Consider the following 17,735-nt stretch of genomic DNA (forward strand, 5'->3'; position numbering starts at 1 on the left):
GGCACCGTCGTCAGGCTGGACAGCGGCGATCGGTGCTAGTCGGTGACGACGCCGACAACGGGCCGGCATCCGGCAAGGCTGCCTGCCTACGCCGGGACTGCCTGCGGATCACCGGCGGCGTCGTGGGCGGCCATGGTCTCCTGCCGGTGGGGTTCCTCACGCAGGATGGCGCAGTGCAGCCACTCCTCCGGGATGGCGAAACCGTCCACGAGCGTCCGCATCTGCGGGCGCAGCTCTTTGAGCAGGCCGTTCACCACGGCGGTGATCGCCTTCGAGCGGGCTGGCGTGAGCCGGCCGTGCTCCAGGAACCACCCCTTGTTGGCCTCGATGACGCTGAGCGCGTACAGGTCACAGACCCGGGAGAGCAGCGCCCGGACCGCCGGGTCGGCGGTTTCCTCGATGCCGGCGACGAACGCCTCCAGGGTGACCCGGTCGATGTGCGCGGCGGCAGCGGCCAGGACGTGGTCCTGAACGTCGTTGAAGATGTCGAAGGGACGGTCCTTCTTCGTGGCCGCGCCGTTGCGGAGGCGACGGACCGCGCCGTCGAGGAGGTGGTCCTCGCGGTCCTCGAACACCTTGAGCTGCCAGCCGCGGTGGGTGACGGCTACCTCCTCGTCGCGGCCGGGCACGGCGCTGATCAGCCGTTCGATGACCGCCCGCGCGGCGGTGCGCTCGAGCACCATCGCGCGGACCTGCTCGGCGACGAAGGAGGCGCGCCCCCAGCCGTCCAACGAGCCGAACTCGTCCCGGTAGCCGGTGAGCAGCCCCTTGGCCACCAGCTGCAGCAGCACCGTGTTGTCGCCCTCGAACGTGGTGAAGACATCGGTGTCCGCCTTGAGACTGGGCAGCCGGTTCTCGGCCATGTAGCCGGCGCCACCGCACGCCTCGCGGCACATCTGGATGGTGCGGGTCGCGTGCCAGGTTTGCGCGGCCTTGAGTCCGGCGGCCCGGGACTCCAGCTCCCGTTGCCGATGCTCGTCGACCGGGCCGCCGCCACCCTGCACCTCGTCCAGCGCGGCGACCAGTCCGGCCTGGGCGAAGTGCAACGCATACGTGGTGGCCAGGGCGGGGAGCAGCTTGCGCTGATGGGCCAGGTAGTCGTTGAGCAGTACCTCCCGGTCCGCGTCGGGGGTGCCGAACTGGCGGCGGACGTCGCCGTAGCGCACCGCGATGGTCAGCGCCGACTTGGTGGCCGCCGACGCGGCGCCACCCACGCTCACCCGGCCGCGGACCAGCGTGCCGAGCATGGTGAAGAAGCGCCGTGAGTCGTTCTCGATCGGGCTGGAGTACGTCCCGTCCTCCGCGACCTGCCCGTACCGGTCCAGCAGCATGTCGCGCGGCACCGCCACATGGTCGAAGCTGAGCCGTCCGTTGTCCACGCCGAGCAGGCCGGCCTTGGGCCCAGCGTCGCCGATGGTCACACCGGGCAGCGGGTTGCCCGCAGCGTCGCGGATCGGGACCAGCCACGCGTGCACGCCGTGCCGTCGCCCGTTGGTGATCAGCTGGGCGAAGACCACCGCCATCCGCCCGTCCCGGGCCGCGTTGCCGATGTAGTCCTTGCGGGCCGCCTCGTGCGGGGTGTGCAGATCAAAGGTCCGCGTCTGCGGATCGTACGCGCAGGTGGTGCGCAGCTGCTGGACGTCGGAGCCGTGGCCGGTCTCGGTCATCGCGAAGCAGCCGAGGATCTTGCCCGAGATGATGTCCCGAAGGTAGGCGTCGTGGTGCCGCCGGGTGCCCAGGGCCCCGACCGCGCCGCCGAACAGGCCCCACTGCACTCCCGCCTTGACCATCAGCGACAGGTCGACCTGCGCCAGCATCTCGCTGGCGACGATCGAGCCTCCCACGTCGGATCTACCGCCGTATTCGACGGGGAACGCCGAGGCCATACCCAGCTCGGCGGGAAGTTCGGTGAGCAGCCGGGAGACCCGCTCACGTGCCTGGTCACCGGTCTCGCCGTAAACCGGGAGAAATTTCCCATTCAGGTGATCCCGGTGTGCAGCGCGAACGGCGGCCCACGGTCCGTCGAGCACGTTCTGTAGGTGGGCGAGCTCGATGTGGCCGAATGCGTGATCGGGCATGGGCACCCCTCGACTTGCGGACATAAAGTCACATTCTGTACCCGATCAAGGGTACCGGGCCGCTGCGGTGATCCGGTGAGGGAGAGCGCGGTGAGACCGGACACCATCGACGAACTCCCACACCCGCCCTGCACGCGGATCGCGGTGACGGTGCCGGAGGTACCGAACGCGCCGCTCGCCGTCGAGGCGCTGCGTACCTCCCGGAGGCGGAGAGCACGGCGGTGACCGTGCCCTGGGCCGCGGCGATGGTTCGACTGCCGCCGGAGCCCACAACTGGTCGCCGCCGAAGCTGGCCAACCGGACCGGGCGGTCGGGGCGGCGGGCGTGCGCGTCGCGAATCGTGTCGGCGGCGATCGCGAGCATGTCGACCGGTCGCCGCTGCGGCTCCCGCTGACGGTCCAGCCGGGCCAGCAACAGCATGTCCTCGACCAGCAGCCCCATCCGCGCGGCCTCCCGCTCGATGCGGGACAACGTCTCGTCCAGAAGCCGCCCGGGCGGGGCTCCGCCACGCCGGTACAGCTCGGCGAAGCCGCGGATCGAGGTGAGCGGGGTACGCAGCTCGTGCGACGCGTCCGCGAGGAACTGCCGCAGCCGCTGCTCGGACGCGGTCGGCGCGGCGACCTCCGACTCGATCCGGTCGAGCATCGAGTTCAGCGCGATACCCAGCCGGCCCGACTCGGTGTGCGCTCCACCACCGCGATCCGACGCCAGACGTCCCGAGCGGTACGGGCGGTCGCGCCGGCGCATGGCCGTCACCGGCCCGTGGGAGAAGTACCTGGGCTGACGCAAACCTGTCGCTCCTGGCGGCCGTCTTCCGCGACGAGCCCCGGTCCGCCCGCGGACCGCTGTCGGAACCGGGCCGCACGGTCCGGGGACGAACATGGAGCGTGGCCGTCCGAACCAGGTCGGCATCGACGAAGGTGTGCGCCGGCCACCACACGGTGGTGGCCGACGCACGGGTTGTTCAGGCGCCGTTGCCGGCGTCAGCGATAACCGGCGCTCACCACGTTGGCCTGTACGGCGTTCTCGGTCGCGTCGGACGGATAACCGGCGACCATGGCTCCCTCGTAGAAGGTGCCGGCGCTCAGGTTCGCACCGCCGTCGGGCTTGCAGCAGTCACCGCCACTGCCCAGGATGATCGCGCCCTGCTTTCTCATCGGGCTGTATCCCGGCGGGAGCGCGCCGTCCCACAGCGTGTAGAGGCTGCCGGACCGGGCGTCGCTGCCCTTGATGGCGAAGCGCGTCGTGCCGTTGTTCTTGAGGGTCGCGGTGACGAACTTGCTGGTGAAGGAGCGCTGGTTCGGGTTCCACGTCTGGCTGCCGCCGGGGAAGAGACCCCACTCGAGGTCTGCCTGCACCCAGGGTCCGGTGCCGGAGCAGCCGCCGAACCAGCACTGTGTGCTGAAGTTGATGGCGTCCATCGCCCCGGCGGCGTCGGCCTTCCTGGTCGTCTCGCTGTTGCCGTAGTCGAAGCAGCAGCCGTTGTTGACGTGGGTGCCGCTGGTCACCATGTACATGCCCTCGGGAGCGGCACCGGTCGGCACTCCGGTCAGGTGCCCGTCCCGCCAGTAGCTGTTACCAGGATTGATGTAGAGCGAGTACGCTTTCGCGCCTCCCACGGTCAGCGACTCCGACGTCGCGATCGCCGGCCTGCTCTGCGGGGAGCCCGGAACCACGCCCGACCCCTGGTACCAGAGGTCGTTCCCACGCCCGGACTGGTCGAAGACGACGGTGATCACGCAGGTCGTGCCCGCGCAGAACGAGTCCTGCGTCGCCGCGTTGGCGGTGCCGCCCGCGCCGGAAAGCCCGATGTCGCGGGTCGTGTTGTCCGAGGAGCGCCGGACCTGGTAGAGGTTGCCGGCATACGCCGCGTAGAGGGCCCGCGTCGTGCTGTGCGCTGCTATGCACGGAGTGCCGCCGGAGGCGTAGATGTCGCACGGGCGGGTACCGGTCGGCGGCTGGGTGGTCGGCGGGTTCCACTGCTGGTTCGCGCCGCCGTGGCACGCCCACAGGTGGATCTTGGTGCCGTTCACGGTGCCGTAGCCGCTGGCGTCGAGACACAGCCCGGAGTGCATCCCGGTGATGGTGCCGTTCGTGTTGACGTTCCACTGCTGGTTGGTCTGGCCGTTGCAGTCCCAGATGATCGCCGGTGTGCCGTTGGCGGTGCCCTGGCCGGAGGCGTCCAGGCACTTGTTGCCGTAAACCGTGAGCTGCTTGCTCGAGGTCCAGGTCCAGGTCTGACCGGCGCTTCCCTGGCAGTCCCACAGTTGTGTCTGGGTGCCGTTGACGGTGCTGGAGTTGGGTACATCGAGGCAGCGACCGGACGGCGTGCCGACGATCGGGGCGCTCTGCCCCGGCTCGATGGCAGCCGACGACGACGGTGCGGCGGTGGCCTCGCCGGCGAGCGGCGGGGTACCGGGGGTGGCGCCGACGAGAACGCCAACCAGGACGCCGGCCAGGACGGTCAGTCGGACGCGACGGCGTCTCGGAATGAGATCGCGGGCCTTTCCTGGCCCACTTCGGGACGGAGTTCGCACGGGGTGTCTCCTCGGACTTGTGGAAGCGCCGGGCTTGTCGACGCGCCGGGGCGATGGTGGTGATGGCGACTCGATTCGCGGCCCGTCGTAGGATCGGTTGCGACTGGTATCAATGAATGTCGTCGGTGGGATCGGCGCGGGCCGTCGGGGCAGACGGGCCAGCACCTCCACTCTTCCGGGACGCCTACCGCCCCAGGATCCGCCACGTCTGGTTCAACGGGCTGCCCTGGCCGGCCGCGTTGCAGGTCCACTGGTGGATCGGTGCCCGTGCCGCCGTGGAGACCGCGCTGACGTCGACACACTTGCCGCTGTGCCGGGCGACGAGTTGATGGTCGTGCGAGTCGTTGCCCGGGTAGGTCACTCTGCGGAGGGTGAACTGCTGGTTGAGGCCGTTCAGGCAGGTCCACTGGTGCACGGCCGCGCCGTCCGCGGTCGACACGCCGCTGACGTCGAGGCACTTGCCGCTCTGCCGGTTGACCACCGTGTATGTGTCGGCCACGCCGGCGACCGGGCGGAAGTTCCAGAGCTGCTGGTCACCACCGTCGCAGTGGTTCTGCTGTTGGACGTTGCCGTCGGCGGTGCTCAGCCCGGCGTTGTCCAGGCACTGCTGGGAGTGCTGGGCCACCGCCACCGACTGGAAGCCACCGTCCGAGGGTGGCAACAGGGTGACGGTGTAGGCGTCGGTCTGGTTGGTGTACGGCAGGGTCACGGTGGCGTTGTTGTTGGACACGCCGACCACGCTGTTCGAGACCGTGACCGGCCCCTGCACCGCGCCGCCGCCGTTGTGTGGGATGCGTTGCGTGAGGACCCGCACCTGGTTGTTCTGCACGATACCGACGGTCGTGTCCAGGCGCCGCAGGTTGACGGTCAGGTTCCCGGTGGTACGACCGCCGCCGACCAGGACCTTCGCCACGCCGGTCGCCTTCGTGGCGTGCGCGTCGTAGGACGGGCTGGCGGTCACCGCGACGACCTCCCCGGTCTGGGAGGCGTAGTAGTGGTAGGCCCACCACTCGCCCTTGGGCTGGTGCTGGCCGGCCGAGTTGCGGACCAACAGGTTGCCGAGGTCGTTGTGCAGGTTGCCGCCGCCGGCCCAGTTCGCCCTGAGGCCGTCCGCGCGGGCCCGTTCCAGACGCGCGATGTACCAGGCACCGTCGGCCGGGTTCTGCTCGTCGGGCGCACCGTACTCGTTGATCTGGTACGGGCGCGGGTGGGCGATTCCCCGCGGGTCGAGGGTGGCGTTGGCGGCGGCGACGTTGGCGACCGGGTCACCCGGCAGCGAGTGCCAGCTGATGATGTCCGGCACCGTGTTGGTCGAGCGGACGAAGTCCAGGTACTGGTTCCAGAAGGTGTGCGTGGTCGACGGTACGCAGGCGCAGCTCGGCCCGACGATGAGCTGGTTGGGGAACTCCGCCCTGATGCGCTGGTGGGTGCGGCGCCACAGTTCGAAGTACTGCGAGATCGGACGGTTCCAGAAGAGGGTGATGTTGGGCTCGTTCCAGATGTCCCACTGCACGGACAGCCCGGACGCCCGGACGTCGTTGACGAGGCGGGTCAGGAAGTTGTCATAGTCGGTCCAGTCGCCGTTGTCGCCGGGGAAGCGGGAGATCGCCGCGCCGTCCGCACCCCACAGGTCATGCGGCAGGATGATGAACTGTCCGCCGAGGGCGATGGTCCGACGCGCCTGGGCGAGGGTGGAGTTCCAGCGACGGTCGTAGGTTCCGCCGACCCAGCCGCTCCCGGACAGCTGCGCGCCGCCGGCCCGCATGTACTGGAACTTGACGTCCCGGTAGAAGTGGTCAGCCGGACCGCTGGCGTTCTCGGTCATGCCGTAGATCCAGCCGGACGCGCGGTAGGTCGGCGTACCGCTGGTCGTGGAGAAGTTGACGGTGATCGACTCGTCGGCCGCCTGGGCCGGGGACGCGGCGACGGTTACGGCGGCGACGACGAGTGGGCCGACCACGAGGCGGGCGACAAACGCCTGGGCTCGTCCTGACCTGCCGCGGGGCGGGGTTTTCACGGGCGGCTCCTTGGTGGGGCGTGGGGGGACGCGCTCCGGAGGGCTGCATTTGCGAATCGATTCGCACGGATCGTAGGACCGGGAACTGAACTGTGTCAATGAAGAGACGGCCGGACGAAGCGCGTGGTTGCCAGCGCAACACTCATCGCAGGCCGGCCATCTCTTGACCACTGGGCATGGCCAGACCTATCTTCGTGCGAATCGATTCCTCGAACCGATTCGCTCGATGGCCCCGCTGTGGTACGGCCCGCCACGGTCAACCCGTGCATCCCACCTGACGATCGACTTGGAGTGAGGACACACATGACAGGACTCAGTCGTCGGCGGCGCCTGGCCGCCGTCGCCGTGATAGCGCTCGCCGCAGCGGCAGGCAGCGCCTGCTCGTCGTCCGCCGACGGCCCCACCGACGGTGACGCCCACCTCGTCTGGGATCCGTATCCGCAGTTCGCCGACGACTCCGAATGGGTCGCGCTGCTCAAGAAGTGCGGCACCTCCGCGGGGGTGACGGTCGAGCGGACCGGCCACGACACCACCGACCTCACCAACAAGGCGCTGCTCGCCGCCCAGCAGGGTAATTCGCCGGACGTGCTGATCGTGGACAACCCGGTCATCTCCACACTGGCCGAGGCCGGCGCACTCACCACCACCGACGACAACAAGCTGGACGTCTCGGCCGTGGAGCCGAACCTGCTCGGCGCCGGCCAGAGCGACGGCAAGACGTACGGCGTGCCGATCGGGGCGAACACCCTCGCCCTCTACTACAACAAGGACCTGCTGACCGCCGCCGGCGTCGATCCGGCCACGATCAAGGACTGGACGTCCCTGACCGCGGCGCTGACCAAGGTCAAGGCCGAGGGGAAGAAGGGCATCACCTTCTCCGCGATCGGCACCGAGGAGGGCAGCTTCCAGTTCCTGCCCTGGTTCTGGGGATCGGGAGCCCAACTGACCAGCCTGGACTCGCCGCAGGCGGTGTCCGCGCTGACGCTCTGGACGGACTGGCTCAAGCAGGGCCACGCCCCGAACTCCGTCATCAACAACACTCAGACCACGAGCTGGCAGGAGTTCGCCACCGGTGACTACGCGTTCGCCGAGAACGGCACCTGGCAGCTGGCCAACGCGGAGAAACTCGACTTCCCGTACGGCATCCTCGCGATCCCGGCCAGCGCGGGCGGCCCGGCGCCGGCGCCCACCGGCGGTGAGTTCGTCTCGATTCCGGTACAGAAGAACACCGGCCGGTACGAGACGTCGCGGAAACTCGTCGCCTGCCTGACCAGCGCCGACAACCTCCTCACCACCGACAGCACGCTCTCCTACGTCGCACCCGTCGCCGCCGTCCAGGAGCGGCAGGCGGCTGCGGACCCCAAGCTCAAGGTCTGGGTGGCGGCGGTCCGGGCGGCCAAGGGCCGCACCGGGGACAACCTCGGCACGAAGTACCCCAAGATCTCCGAATCCCTGTGGACCGCGGTGCAGGCGGCCCTCAGCGGCGGGAAGTCGCCGCGCGAGGCGCTGACCGCCGCGCAGGCCGCGGCCACGACCAGGTGAGCGCGCCGAACCGACACCATGCTCCCCACGACACACGACTCCACCGCCGCCCGAGACCAGGGTGGGGCGGCGACGACCGCCCCACCCGGGCCCTCCCCGTCGCGCGCCCGCCGGCCCGACCGATGGCTGGCCTGGGGCTTCCTGGCACCCGTGACCGTCTACCTGACGGCGTTCTACGCCTACCCGCTCTATCGCAACGTCGAGTTGAGCCTGCGCGAGTACACCGTCCGCTCCTTCGTGCAGGGCGGCGCGCCCTTCGCCGGCCTCGACAACTACCGGACGGTCCTGACCGACCCGGCCTTCGGGCCGACCTTGGCGCACACCCTGGTCTTCACCGCCGTGTCGCTCGCCTTCCAGTTCACCATCGGGATGGCCCTGGCGCTCTTCTTCTACCAGCACTTCCCGCTGTCGCGCACGCTGCGGGCGTTGATGCTCGTTCCGTGGCTGCTGCCACTGATCGTCTCGGCGTCGACCTGGTCGTGGCTGCTCAACAGCGACTCGGGGCTGGTCAACGCGGCGCTCGGCGTCGTTGGCATCGACCCGGTCAACTGGCTCACCTCGCCGGGCTGGTCGCTCACCTCGGTGATTGTCGCCAACGTCTGGATCGGCATCCCGTTCAACCTGGTGGTGCTCTACAGCGGCCTACAGGCGATCCCGGCCGAGATGTACGAGGCGTCCGCACTCGACGGCGCGACGGGATGGCAACGGTTCTGGTCGATCACCTTTCCGTTGCTGCGCCCCGTCTCCGCGATCACGCTGCTGCTGGGGTTGATCTACACGCTGAAGGTCTTCGACATCATCTGGATCATGACCAGGGGTGGCCCGACCGGCTCCTCGGCCACACTCGCCACCTGGTCGTACCGACTCGGCTTCGGCAATCTGCTGCCCGAGTTCGGACCGGGTGCGGCCGTCGGCAACCTGCTCATCGTGATGGCCCTGATCGCCGGGCTCGGCTACATCCGGATCGAGCGGAGGCAGCACCCACGATGACCACTTCAACACCTCGGACGTGCTGGAAGACCGGCATCGGCCTAGTGCTGACCGGGCTGATGCTCTTCCCGGTCTACTGGATGATCAACGTGTCGTTCACCCGGGACCAGGACATGCGGGCCAGCCCTCCACACCTGATCCCGACCGACGGCACGTTGGACGGCTACCGGGCGGTGCTCGACCAACAACTGCCGTACCTCGGCACCAGCCTCCTGGTCGGCCTCGGCACGGTGGCGCTGACCGTGGCGCTGACCGCCCCCGCCGGATACGCGCTGGCGAAGCTCCGGCCGCCCGGCGGCCCGGCGCTGAGCTTCGTACTGCTGATCGCGCAGATGATCCCGGGAGTCATCATGGCGATGGGCTTCTACGCCATCTATCTCAATCTCGGCGTCCTGAACACGCTGCCCGGGCTGATACTGGCGGATTCGACACTGGCAGTGCCGTTCGGCGTGTTGATCTTCACGGCCTTCATGTCCGGAATCCCCGACGAACTGCTCCAGGCCGCCCTGGTCGACGGCGCTGGTCGACTGCGCACCTTCTGGTCGGTCGTGCTGCCGGTCAGCCGCAACTCGATCATCTCGGTGTCGCTCTTCGCGTTCCTGTGGTCCTGGTCGGACTTCATCTTCGCCTCGACCCTCGCCGGCGGCGGCGACCACCAGCCGATCACCCTCGGCATCTACCACTACATCGGCAACAACAACCAGCAGTGGAACGCCATCATGGCCACCGCCGTCGTCGCCTCCATCCCCGCCGCAGTGCTGCTGGTCCTGGCCCAGCGATACGTCTCGACGGGCGTGACCGCCGGCGCCGTCAAGGACTGACCACCCGCACCACAGAAGGGCACCCGCCACCCATGACCGTCGCCCCGTCCGGTCCCGAGTTCCCCATCCAGGACATCCCCTTCAGCTACCGCGGATCCTGGTTCAACATCTCCCCGGTGGTAGCCGAGAAGACGTACGCCGACGACCTGCACCTGGTCTCCCACCAGACCGGGCTGCACCCCGTACTGCGCCTCGCACCCGCGGTCGCCGGCACCACGGTCGTCGCCACGCCCGCGCTGCTGACCTGGCGCAACGGAGTAGACCGGATCGAAGCCGTCTACGACGGAACGGACACCCTGCGGATCCGGGGCCGACGGCTCGGCCTGCGGGTAGCCGCGGTCGCAAGCACCCTCACCCCGTTCAGCGGCACCTACCTGTACCTCGACCCGGTCGACGGGTCACACGTGTTCACCTCGTACGAAACCGGTCGCCGCTACCGCATCACGGTGCTCACCGGTGCGCTCCGGCGGACCGACGGCGTGGAGGCCCTCGGCACCGCTGACCGGTCCCTGGAAACCGGCGGCGACCAGCCCTGGGAAATCGCGGTCGAAGAGTTCGCCACCGCGCGCCGCCCGTACGCCGGATCCGTCACCTTCGACCAGCTGTGCCGCCACCGGAGCGCCGAGTTCACGGCGTTCGTCGACGCGATCGCACCGTGGCGCGGCGCGGACACCCCGGCCGCCGAGCTGGCCGCGTACGTACTGTGGTCGGCCACCGTCGCTCCGGCGGGCTTCGTCACCCGCCCGGCCGTCCTGATGTCCAAGCACTGGATGGACAAGGTGTGGAGCTGGGACCACTGCTTCAACGCGATCGCCCTGGCCGCCGGCGAACCGGAGCTGGCCTGGCACCAGTTCCAACTGCCCTTCGACCACCAGGACGAGGCCGGCGCCCTGCCCGACTCGATCACTCACTCCGAGGTCCTACACAACTACGTCAAGCCGCCCATCCACGGCTGGGCCCTACGACACCTGCGCCAACGCCTTCCCCGGACACCGGATCGGGCGGCGCTGGCGCAGACGTACGACCGGCTTGCCCGCTGGACCCGGTTCTGGCTCGACGCGCGCCGGGCCCCCGGCCACGACCTGCCCCACTACCAGCACGGCAACGACAGCGGCTGGGACAACGCGACCACCTTCGACGTCGAACGGGTCCTCCAGACGGCCGACCTCGCCGCGTTTCTGGTCTCGCAGCTTCGCTGCCTCGCGGACCTCGCCGCCGAGCTGGGTGAGCCCGCCGACCAGTGGTCCCGGGAGGCCGACCGGATCAATGGCGCCATGCTGCGGGACCTGTGGGACGGCGACCACTTCACCGCCCGCAACCCCCACACCGGGCGGCAGAGGGTCAGCCGCAGCCTGCTCGATCTGATGCCGGTCGCACTCGGGGCCGACCTGCCCGCCCCGGTCGCCGTCGCGCTGGCTCGGGGTGTCGAAACCCACCTGACCACGCATGGACTGGCCACCGAGCCGACGGACTCGGCCCACTACGTTGCCGACGGCTACTGGCGTGGCCCGATCTGGGCACCCTCCACCGTCCTGGTTGAGGACGGCCTGCGGCGGGCCGGCCAGAGCCGGCTGGCCGACGACATCAGTCGACGATTCCTCGCGCTGTGTGAGAAGTCCGGGTTCGCGGAGAACTTCGACGCCGAAACCGGTGCCGGGCTCAGGGACCGCGCGTACACCTGGACCGCCAGCAGCTACCTCATCCTCGCGGCCGCGCAGGAGAAACGGCGAGTCACGGGTGGATAGCCTGATCGACTCAGCGGACCCGGACCGGACCGGTGCTGGAGCGCAACGAGATGGGCGGGCTGTACAGACGGTGGCGGGGCACGGCCCCGGGCGCGGCGATGATCCCCAGCAGCAGCGACACCGCCTCGGCACCCATCTCGACCATCGGGACATCCGCCGCGGTCAACGGCGGGCGGAAATCCTCCGCCCAGTGCTGGGCGGCGACCCCGGTGACGGAGAAGTCCCCCGGCACGGACAATCCGGCGCTGGTCAGGGCACGCTGCATCCCGGGCAGCGCGGCCTCGTTGATGGTCGCCACCGCCGTGACGTCCGGATGCATCGCGAGCAACTGTTCCACGCACGCCTCGCCGGAAGCCGTGTCGTCACCGCAGCAGACCTCCACACCGGTCAGCCCCCGCTCCACCGCAGCCGCCCGGAAACCAGCAAGCGCTCGATGGCTGGGGCCGTAACCCGCGGCCACCAACTCGACGGAGCGGTTCACGAGTGCCACATGCCGGTGCCCCAGATCGGCCAGGTGGTGCACGCACCGGGCGATCAGCCCAGCGTAGTCGATGTCGATCCAGCTCATGCCGTGCGGCTCGGCGGTCCGCCCGATCGTGACGAACGGCAGGCCGGCCTTGGACAACCGAGTCACCCGGTCGTCCTCCAGTCGGATCTCCATCAGGACCACACCGTCCACCCGGCGCCCGGTGACGATCCGCTCGAACGACCGGTCATGGTCGCCACCGGACGGGGACAGCAGTACATCGAGGTCATGGCGAGCAGCGGCCTCGACGACGCTGGCGACGAAGCCCAACTGCATGTCAGTCAACCGCTGGCTCGCCGGAGGAATCACCAACCCGAGGGTGCGGGTACGGCCCTCCTTCAACGCACGGGCGCTGGCGTTCGGCCGGTAGTCCAGCTCATCGATGACCGCCTGGATCCGCTGTCGGGTCGCCTCCGACACGGCCCGCTTCCCACTCAGCACGTAGGACACGGTGCTGCGGGACACTCCCGCCCGGCGGGCGATCTCCCCGATGTTCATACACCGCCCTCGAATCGGTTCTTTCCCGGCACGGGGCGGGCGCACCATGCTTCGCTGACGAGCATATCCGTGGCGCGACAGGCAGCACGTGGACGTGGACGACGTGTTGATGTCACAGCAGGCTGAGCCGCCTCATGGCGGCTGCGGGGACTTGCTGGTCCTCGTCGGTCGACATGTAGCGAGTCTGCGCCGTCCTACTCCGCTCGCCGACCCGGAGCGCGCGAGCCGTACGCCGGGCCGAACACCACCAGCAGCGCCAGGTCCTCGGTCACCTCGTCGAACCGGTGCTCCTCGCCAGCCGGCACGAAGATCACCGAACCCGGGCCCACCTCGGCCGCGCCGTCCGGCGTCACGATCCGGGCCCGCCCCGCGGTGACCACGTAGATCTCATCCTCGGTGTGCGGGCTCTGATCGTCGAGACCACCCGCCGGGATGCAGTACGTTCCCACCGAGAGGTCCGGCACTCTCAGGTGTTCGACCCAGTCGTTGGCGGCCCCAGTGGGTGCGGTCCACCGGCCCGCGCCTTCGATGATCAGCATGGCGGAAGCCTAGAGCCTGTGTCGTAGCCGGTGCCGGTACGAGCCGACTTAAGGATCTTGGCGTGTCGGAGGTCGATATATAGCGAGGTCTCCGGGAGAAGGTTCAACGACCAAGCAGGACCTGGAACCGGAGATGACCGGCGGCTGGAGAACGGGGAAGAAGTCGTGGTGGATCCCGGCGGGCCGGAGCTTGGCGAATACATGCGTCACGGAGCCGCCCAGGTCGCCGCTCACCTGACCGCCCTTCACCACGGCGACCCGCCCGCCCTTATCGTCAGGCCGGAGGAAAACGGTTCACGGTCTGGCGCTGGTACCGGGGTGAGTCCCACCCGGCAGGACGAAGCGTCGCCAGTGCCGGCGCGGGGCGGACGTGTTCACCGTCAGACCCGACACCGAAGCCACCTGCCTGCCAACCCCGAGGCGAGACGAGGCGACCCCGGCCGTCTGATCGACAAGGTCGCCGCCGGTACGCCGCAACTCTCCCGGGAAGACCTCACGCGCCTCGACGCGGTTCATGCGCGAGGGAGTGAACTCCATCCAGGCAGCTACCTGACGCTCCTCCGCGACGGGCCGTCATCGATGTTCACTCGGCAGCTCCGGTCAGGCGTCCCGGCGCGCGAACAATGTCCAGGCGGCGGTCAGGACGATGGCGACGAAGGCCGTGAAGACGCCACCGGCCGCCCAGCGGCCGAACAGGTCGAAGTTGTCGGCGTCGGTGAGAGCGGCGGTTCCGCTGAGGTCGACCAGCCGCAGGCCGGCGGAGAACGGCAGGAACTTGATCATGGGCGCGAGCCAGTCGAGCGCCGGGACGAGCGACAGCCTGAAGATCATCTGTTCCACGACGAGTGGCGTCACGAGGATCGCCACCAGCGCCGCCGGCACGCTGCGGAACAACTGGGCCAGTGCGGCGCCTAGCACCGCCCACAGCACGACGAGCAGGACGTAGCCGGGCAGTGCCGCATCGAGGGGCTGCTCGGTCAGCCCCGGGAACTCACCCCAGAAGACGAGGCCGACGGCGACGTTGACGAGCATGGACGCGACCGTGACCGCCACCGCCGCGGCGGCCACGACCGCGAGCTTGGCGGTCAGCACCGTGGCTCGGCGCGGAATGGTGGTCAGCGTTGGCTGGATGGTGCCGTACCGGTACTCGTGACCGGTGGCGAGGATGCCGACGGCGGCCATGAACACCGCCAGCAGCGGCAGCGGCGAGGCGGTGCCTCCGCCGGTCACGGTAGCCCCGACGATGTCGGTGTCCGGCGGATTGTTCCGGGTGGCCAGATTGACCAGGAACGCCACCGCGGCGTTGAGGAACAGGGCCAGGCCGATGAGCCAGTACGTCGAGCGGATGGTACGGAGGCGTACCCATTCGAAGCGCAACGCGTCGATCATGCGGCACCGCCGGCCGTGCTGAGCTGACGGGCGACGTACTCCTCGGAGGCGCCGGTGGCGGAGATGAACGCCGTTTCCAGCGACGCGGTCAGAGTGGTCAGCTCGTGCAGCGGGATGTTGTTGGCGAACGCGATTTCGCCCACGGCGGGCGCGTCGGCCCCGGACACCCGCAGCGTGCCGTCATCGGCGACCTCGACCTCGACGCCGTGGGTACCCTTCAGCACCTGGGCGAGCCGGTCGGACCGGGGGCTGCGGATCTGCACGGTCGCCTGGGTGAACTGCCTCACGAACCCGTCCACGTCGCCGTTGTAGATCCTTCTTCCGCGGCCGATCACCACCAGTTCGTCGGCCATCAACTCCATCTCCGACAGCAGGTGACTGGAGACGAGGATGGTGCGCCCCTGCGCCGCAAGCGACTTCAGTATGTCGCGCAGCCAGTGGATGCCGTGCGGGTCCAGCCCGTTGGCCGGCTCGTCGAGAATCAGCGTCTGCGGATCCCCCAACAAGGCCTGCGCCAGCCCCAGCCGCTGCGCCATGCCCAGCGAGAAGCTCCGCGGCTTCCTCCGGGCCACCTCCGCCAACCCGACGAACTCCAACACCTCGTCTGCCCGGGCCGCCGGGATCCCGCCTCCGGCGGCCAGCATCCGCAGATGGTTCCGGGCGGTGCGGGTCGGGTGGAACGCCCTGGCCTCCAATACGGCGCCGATCTGGCGCATCGGATGCCGGATCGTGCCGAACCGGCGTCCGTCGAACAGGGTCTCGCCGCCGCCGTGGTCGAGACCGAGCATCAGGCGCATGGTGGTGGACTTACCGGCCCCGTTGGGACCGAGGAAACCCGTCACCATACCCGGAAGTACCTCGAACGAGAGATCATCGACGGCGACCCTCTCGCGGTACCGTTTATGCAGTCCTTGGGCTCTGATCATGTCCCGGACGCTACGAGGAACCGGTCTACCGGACATCGGTCTGTCGTCAGGCCTGCCCCTGACTTTCGTCAAGGGTGCCGCCGGCACCAGCGTATGTATCGTGGCCTGGTGCGTTACGACCGGGCGGACCGGGCGTGGACACCGCTGCTGATCGTGTCGGCCGGGGTGTCGGTCTCGGAGGTCTTCACCACCGGCGGCTGGCTGCCCCTGCTGGCAATCGTGCCGGCTTTCGTTGCCGGGCGGCGGATGGCCTCGCTCTCGGTCGCGCTGTGGGTTTTCACGGCGGCGGCGTTCGCCGGGCTCGCGGTGGCGCTGTGGCGCTCCACCAATCCGTTGCCGTACTGGCTCACGCTGGTCCTGCTGTTGTTCGTCGTCTCGGTGCTGCCGTGGTGGGTGGGCCGCTACCGGCGCCTGAGTGCCGAGCACGGCGAGCGCGAGCGCACGATCGTCGCGGGACAGGCCCGGCTGCGCGAGCGGGCGACGATCGCCCGGGACATGCATGACTCGCTCGGACACGAACTGGCCCTGATCGCGCTGCACAGCGGTGCGCTGGAACTGGCCGGCGACCTCACCGACAAGCACCGTCACGCCGCCGGCGAACTGCGGGCGAGCGCGGTCCGGGCCACCGAACGGCTGCGCGACATCCTCCGGGTACTCGGCAACGCCGATGCCGCCGCCGATCTGCAACCCGCCGACGAGAGCGTCGACGATCTGGTCCGCCGCGCCGTCACGGCCGGCATGCAGGTGCGGCTTCGCCGGGACGGATCAGGCCCGCCATGGTTGCCGATGAGCAGCCAGGCGGTGCACCGCGTGGTCCAGGAGTCGTTGACGAACGCCGCCCGACACGCACCCGGAGCGCAGGTCACCGTCACTATCGCCCGCCAGCACGCTGGCACCCGCATCGACGTCGTGAACAAGGCACCGGCGCGGCCGGGCGACGGTACCGGCAGCGGGCAGGGGCTGATCGGGTTGGACGAGCGCGTCCGGCTGGTCGGCGGCCGGCTCGAAGCCGGACCCCGGCCGGACGGCGGCTGGGCCGTCACCGCAGTGCTGCCCGACGACGCCGGATCGCGGCTCGACGACGGTCCCGCCGGATTCGAACTGCAAGGCACGAGGCGGCTCACCCGCCGCCGGCAGATGCAGTCCGCCGCCCTTCCCCTCGGCGCCGCGCTCCTGCTCGTCGCGGCCCTCACCCTCCTGCAGATGTACACCGTTGCACGCACCGGGCTCTCCGACGAGCTGTACCAACACCTGCGGCTCGGCCAGACGCGTGCACAGATCCAGCCGCAGTTGCCGCCACGCGAGATCGACCCGCTGCCGCGAGTCCTGAACGAGCCACCGACGCCGCCCGGCTCGACCTGTGCCTACTTCCAGGCCGGTACCAGCCTGTTCAGCGACGCCGCCATCGTCTACCGACTCTGTTTCAGCGACGAAGACGTACTCGTCGCCAAGGACCGGATGGAAAAGGTGTGATGGTGACCCCGATCCGGGTACTGCTGGCCGACGACGAGGCCATGATCCGCGCCGGTGTCCGGGCGATCCTGGACACCGACGACCGTATCGAGGTCGTCGCCGAGGCCGCCGACGGACGCCGAGCCGTCGAGCTGTGCCGCGCCCACCGTCCCGACGTCGCGCTGCTGGACATCCGGATGCCGGTTCTCGACGGACTCGCCGCGGCCGACGAGATCGCCGGCACGGTACCGACCACCAGCATCGTGATGCTCACGACCTTCGGCGAGGAGGAGTACATCGCCCGGGCGCTCGGCGGTGGTGCCGCCGGGTTCCTACTCAAGGCCGCCGACCCGCGCGAACTGATCGCCGCGGTGCACGCCGTCAGCGACGGAGCCGCCTTCCTCTCGCCGGCCATCGCCCGGCAGGTCATCGCAACCTACCGCGACAGCCACCGCCGCCGGGCCGCCGATGCGGCGCGGCGCGTCGGGTCGCTGACCGAGCGGGAACGCGAGGTACTCGCGCTGCTCGGCACCGGACACTCCAACGGCCAGATCGCTCGCTCCCTGCACGTCGTCGAGGGAACCGTGAAGGCGCACGTCAGCTCGATCCTCATCAAGCTCGACGCACAGAACCGGGTCCAGGCCGCCGTCCTCGCCCACCAGGCCGGCCTGTCGT

13 protein-coding genes and 2 pseudogenes are annotated in these 17,735 nt (G+C 69.5%); 6 read left to right on the plus strand and 9 right to left on the minus strand.

Features of this window, described 5'->3' with window-relative positions; translation table 11 throughout:
- Positions 1-86 precede the first annotated feature (86 nt).
- The 4 genes and pseudogenes from V1634_RS20215 to V1634_RS20230 form a co-directional block, all read right to left on the minus strand.
- Positions 87-2,078 carry an acyl-CoA dehydrogenase family protein gene (locus V1634_RS20215; protein ID WP_331209444.1) on the minus strand — a complete coding sequence of 664 codons (1,992 nt, stop codon included), beginning with the start codon at positions 2,076-2,078 and terminating at the stop codon, positions 87-89.
- Between the two features lie 252 nt (positions 2,079-2,330).
- A pseudogene (locus tag V1634_RS20220) lies at positions 2,331-2,762 on the minus strand (histidine kinase dimerization/phospho-acceptor domain-containing protein); the annotation flags it as partial.
- A 299-nt stretch (positions 2,763-3,061) separates the two neighbouring features.
- Positions 3,062-4,615, minus strand: a complete 1,554-nt coding sequence (locus tag V1634_RS20225; RefSeq protein ID WP_331209445.1) for an arabinofuranosidase catalytic domain-containing protein — start codon at positions 4,613-4,615, stop codon at positions 3,062-3,064.
- Positions 4,616-4,799: 184 nt separating this feature from the next.
- Complete coding sequence (locus V1634_RS20230) at positions 4,800-6,632, minus strand: RICIN domain-containing protein (protein WP_331209446.1); 1,833 nt, start codon at positions 6,630-6,632, stop codon at positions 4,800-4,802.
- Between the two features lie 303 nt (positions 6,633-6,935).
- Here V1634_RS20230 and V1634_RS20235 point away from each other — a divergent pair, with 303 nt between their 5' ends.
- Genes V1634_RS20235 through V1634_RS20250 form a run of 4 tightly spaced genes read left to right on the plus strand, consistent with a single transcriptional unit; the run spans position 6,936 to position 11,730 of the window.
- Positions 6,936-8,174 (plus strand): sugar ABC transporter substrate-binding protein, encoded by a 1,239-nt coding sequence (locus V1634_RS20235; protein WP_331209447.1) that lies wholly within the window; start codon positions 6,936-6,938, stop codon positions 8,172-8,174.
- Positions 8,175-8,192: 18 nt separating this feature from the next.
- The gene (locus V1634_RS20240) at positions 8,193-9,164 is read left to right on the plus strand and encodes a carbohydrate ABC transporter permease (RefSeq protein WP_407951815.1); all 972 of its coding nucleotides are present in this window, start codon (positions 8,193-8,195) and stop codon (positions 9,162-9,164) included.
- On the plus strand, positions 9,161-9,985 hold the full coding sequence (locus V1634_RS20245) for a carbohydrate ABC transporter permease (protein ID WP_331209449.1): 825 nt from the start codon (positions 9,161-9,163) through the stop codon (positions 9,983-9,985). The genes V1634_RS20240 and V1634_RS20245 overlap by 4 nt, the downstream gene beginning before the upstream one ends.
- A gap of 32 nt (positions 9,986-10,017) precedes the next feature.
- Positions 10,018-11,730: an amylo-alpha-1,6-glucosidase gene (locus V1634_RS20250; protein WP_331209450.1), complete on the plus strand. Its 1,713-nt coding sequence runs from the start codon at positions 10,018-10,020 to the stop codon at positions 11,728-11,730.
- A 10-nt stretch (positions 11,731-11,740) separates the two neighbouring features.
- Here V1634_RS20250 and V1634_RS20255 read toward each other — a convergent pair whose 3' ends face one another.
- From V1634_RS20255 to V1634_RS20275, 5 genes and pseudogenes are all read right to left on the minus strand, one after another.
- Positions 11,741-12,526 carry a LacI family DNA-binding transcriptional regulator gene (locus tag V1634_RS20255; protein ID WP_331209466.1) on the minus strand — a complete coding sequence of 262 codons (786 nt, stop codon included), beginning with the start codon at positions 12,524-12,526 and terminating at the stop codon, positions 11,741-11,743.
- A gap of 99 nt (positions 12,527-12,625) precedes the next feature.
- Positions 12,626-12,802: pseudogene (locus tag V1634_RS20260) on the minus strand (LacI family DNA-binding transcriptional regulator); the annotation flags it as partial.
- Positions 12,803-12,948: 146 nt separating this feature from the next.
- Positions 12,949-13,293 (minus strand): cupin domain-containing protein, encoded by a 345-nt coding sequence (locus V1634_RS20265; RefSeq protein ID WP_331209451.1) that lies wholly within the window; start codon positions 13,291-13,293, stop codon positions 12,949-12,951.
- 600 nt (positions 13,294-13,893) lie between these two features.
- Complete coding sequence (locus V1634_RS20270; protein WP_331209452.1) at positions 13,894-14,682, minus strand: ABC transporter permease; 789 nt, start codon at positions 14,680-14,682, stop codon at positions 13,894-13,896.
- Positions 14,679-15,608 (minus strand): ATP-binding cassette domain-containing protein, encoded by a 930-nt coding sequence (locus tag V1634_RS20275; protein WP_331209453.1) that lies wholly within the window; start codon positions 15,606-15,608, stop codon positions 14,679-14,681. The genes V1634_RS20270 and V1634_RS20275 overlap by 4 nt, the downstream gene beginning before the upstream one ends.
- A gap of 108 nt (positions 15,609-15,716) precedes the next feature.
- On the opposite strand from V1634_RS20275, the gene V1634_RS20280 reads away from it, so the two are divergent.
- The gene (locus V1634_RS20280; RefSeq protein ID WP_331209454.1) at positions 15,717-17,081 is read left to right on the plus strand and encodes a sensor histidine kinase; all 1,365 of its coding nucleotides are present in this window, start codon (positions 15,717-15,719) and stop codon (positions 17,079-17,081) included.
- On the plus strand, positions 17,081-17,735 hold a 655-nt coding region (locus V1634_RS20285; protein ID WP_331209455.1), incomplete at its 3' end, for a response regulator transcription factor. The genes V1634_RS20280 and V1634_RS20285, both read left to right, overlap by 1 nt.

It is taken from the genome of Plantactinospora veratri (genome assembly GCF_036421995.1).
In the GTDB taxonomy this organism is placed as follows: Bacteria; Actinomycetota; Actinomycetes; order Mycobacteriales; family Micromonosporaceae; genus Plantactinospora; species Plantactinospora veratri.

Bases quoted from the DNA above. Each gene is read 5' to 3' on its own strand.
- V1634_RS20215 (WP_331209444.1), bottom strand. From the start codon at position 2,078: ATGCCCGATCACGCATTCGGCCACATCGAGCTCGCCCACCTACAGAAC.
- V1634_RS20235 (WP_331209447.1), top strand. From the start codon at position 6,936: ATGACAGGACTCAGTCGTCGGCGGCGCCTGGCCGCCGTCGCCGTGATA.
- V1634_RS20240 (WP_407951815.1), top strand. From the start codon at position 8,193: ATGCTCCCCACGACACACGACTCCACCGCCGCCCGAGACCAGGGTGGG.
- V1634_RS20245 (WP_331209449.1), top strand. From the start codon at position 9,161: ATGACCACTTCAACACCTCGGACGTGCTGGAAGACCGGCATCGGCCTA.
- V1634_RS20250 (WP_331209450.1), top strand. From the start codon at position 10,018: ATGACCGTCGCCCCGTCCGGTCCCGAGTTCCCCATCCAGGACATCCCC.
- V1634_RS20265 (WP_331209451.1), bottom strand. From the start codon at position 13,293: ATGCTGATCATCGAAGGCGCGGGCCGGTGGACCGCACCCACTGGGGCC.
- V1634_RS20270 (WP_331209452.1), bottom strand. From the start codon at position 14,682: ATGATCGACGCGTTGCGCTTCGAATGGGTACGCCTCCGTACCATCCGC.
- V1634_RS20275 (WP_331209453.1), bottom strand. From the start codon at position 15,608: ATGATCAGAGCCCAAGGACTGCATAAACGGTACCGCGAGAGGGTCGCC.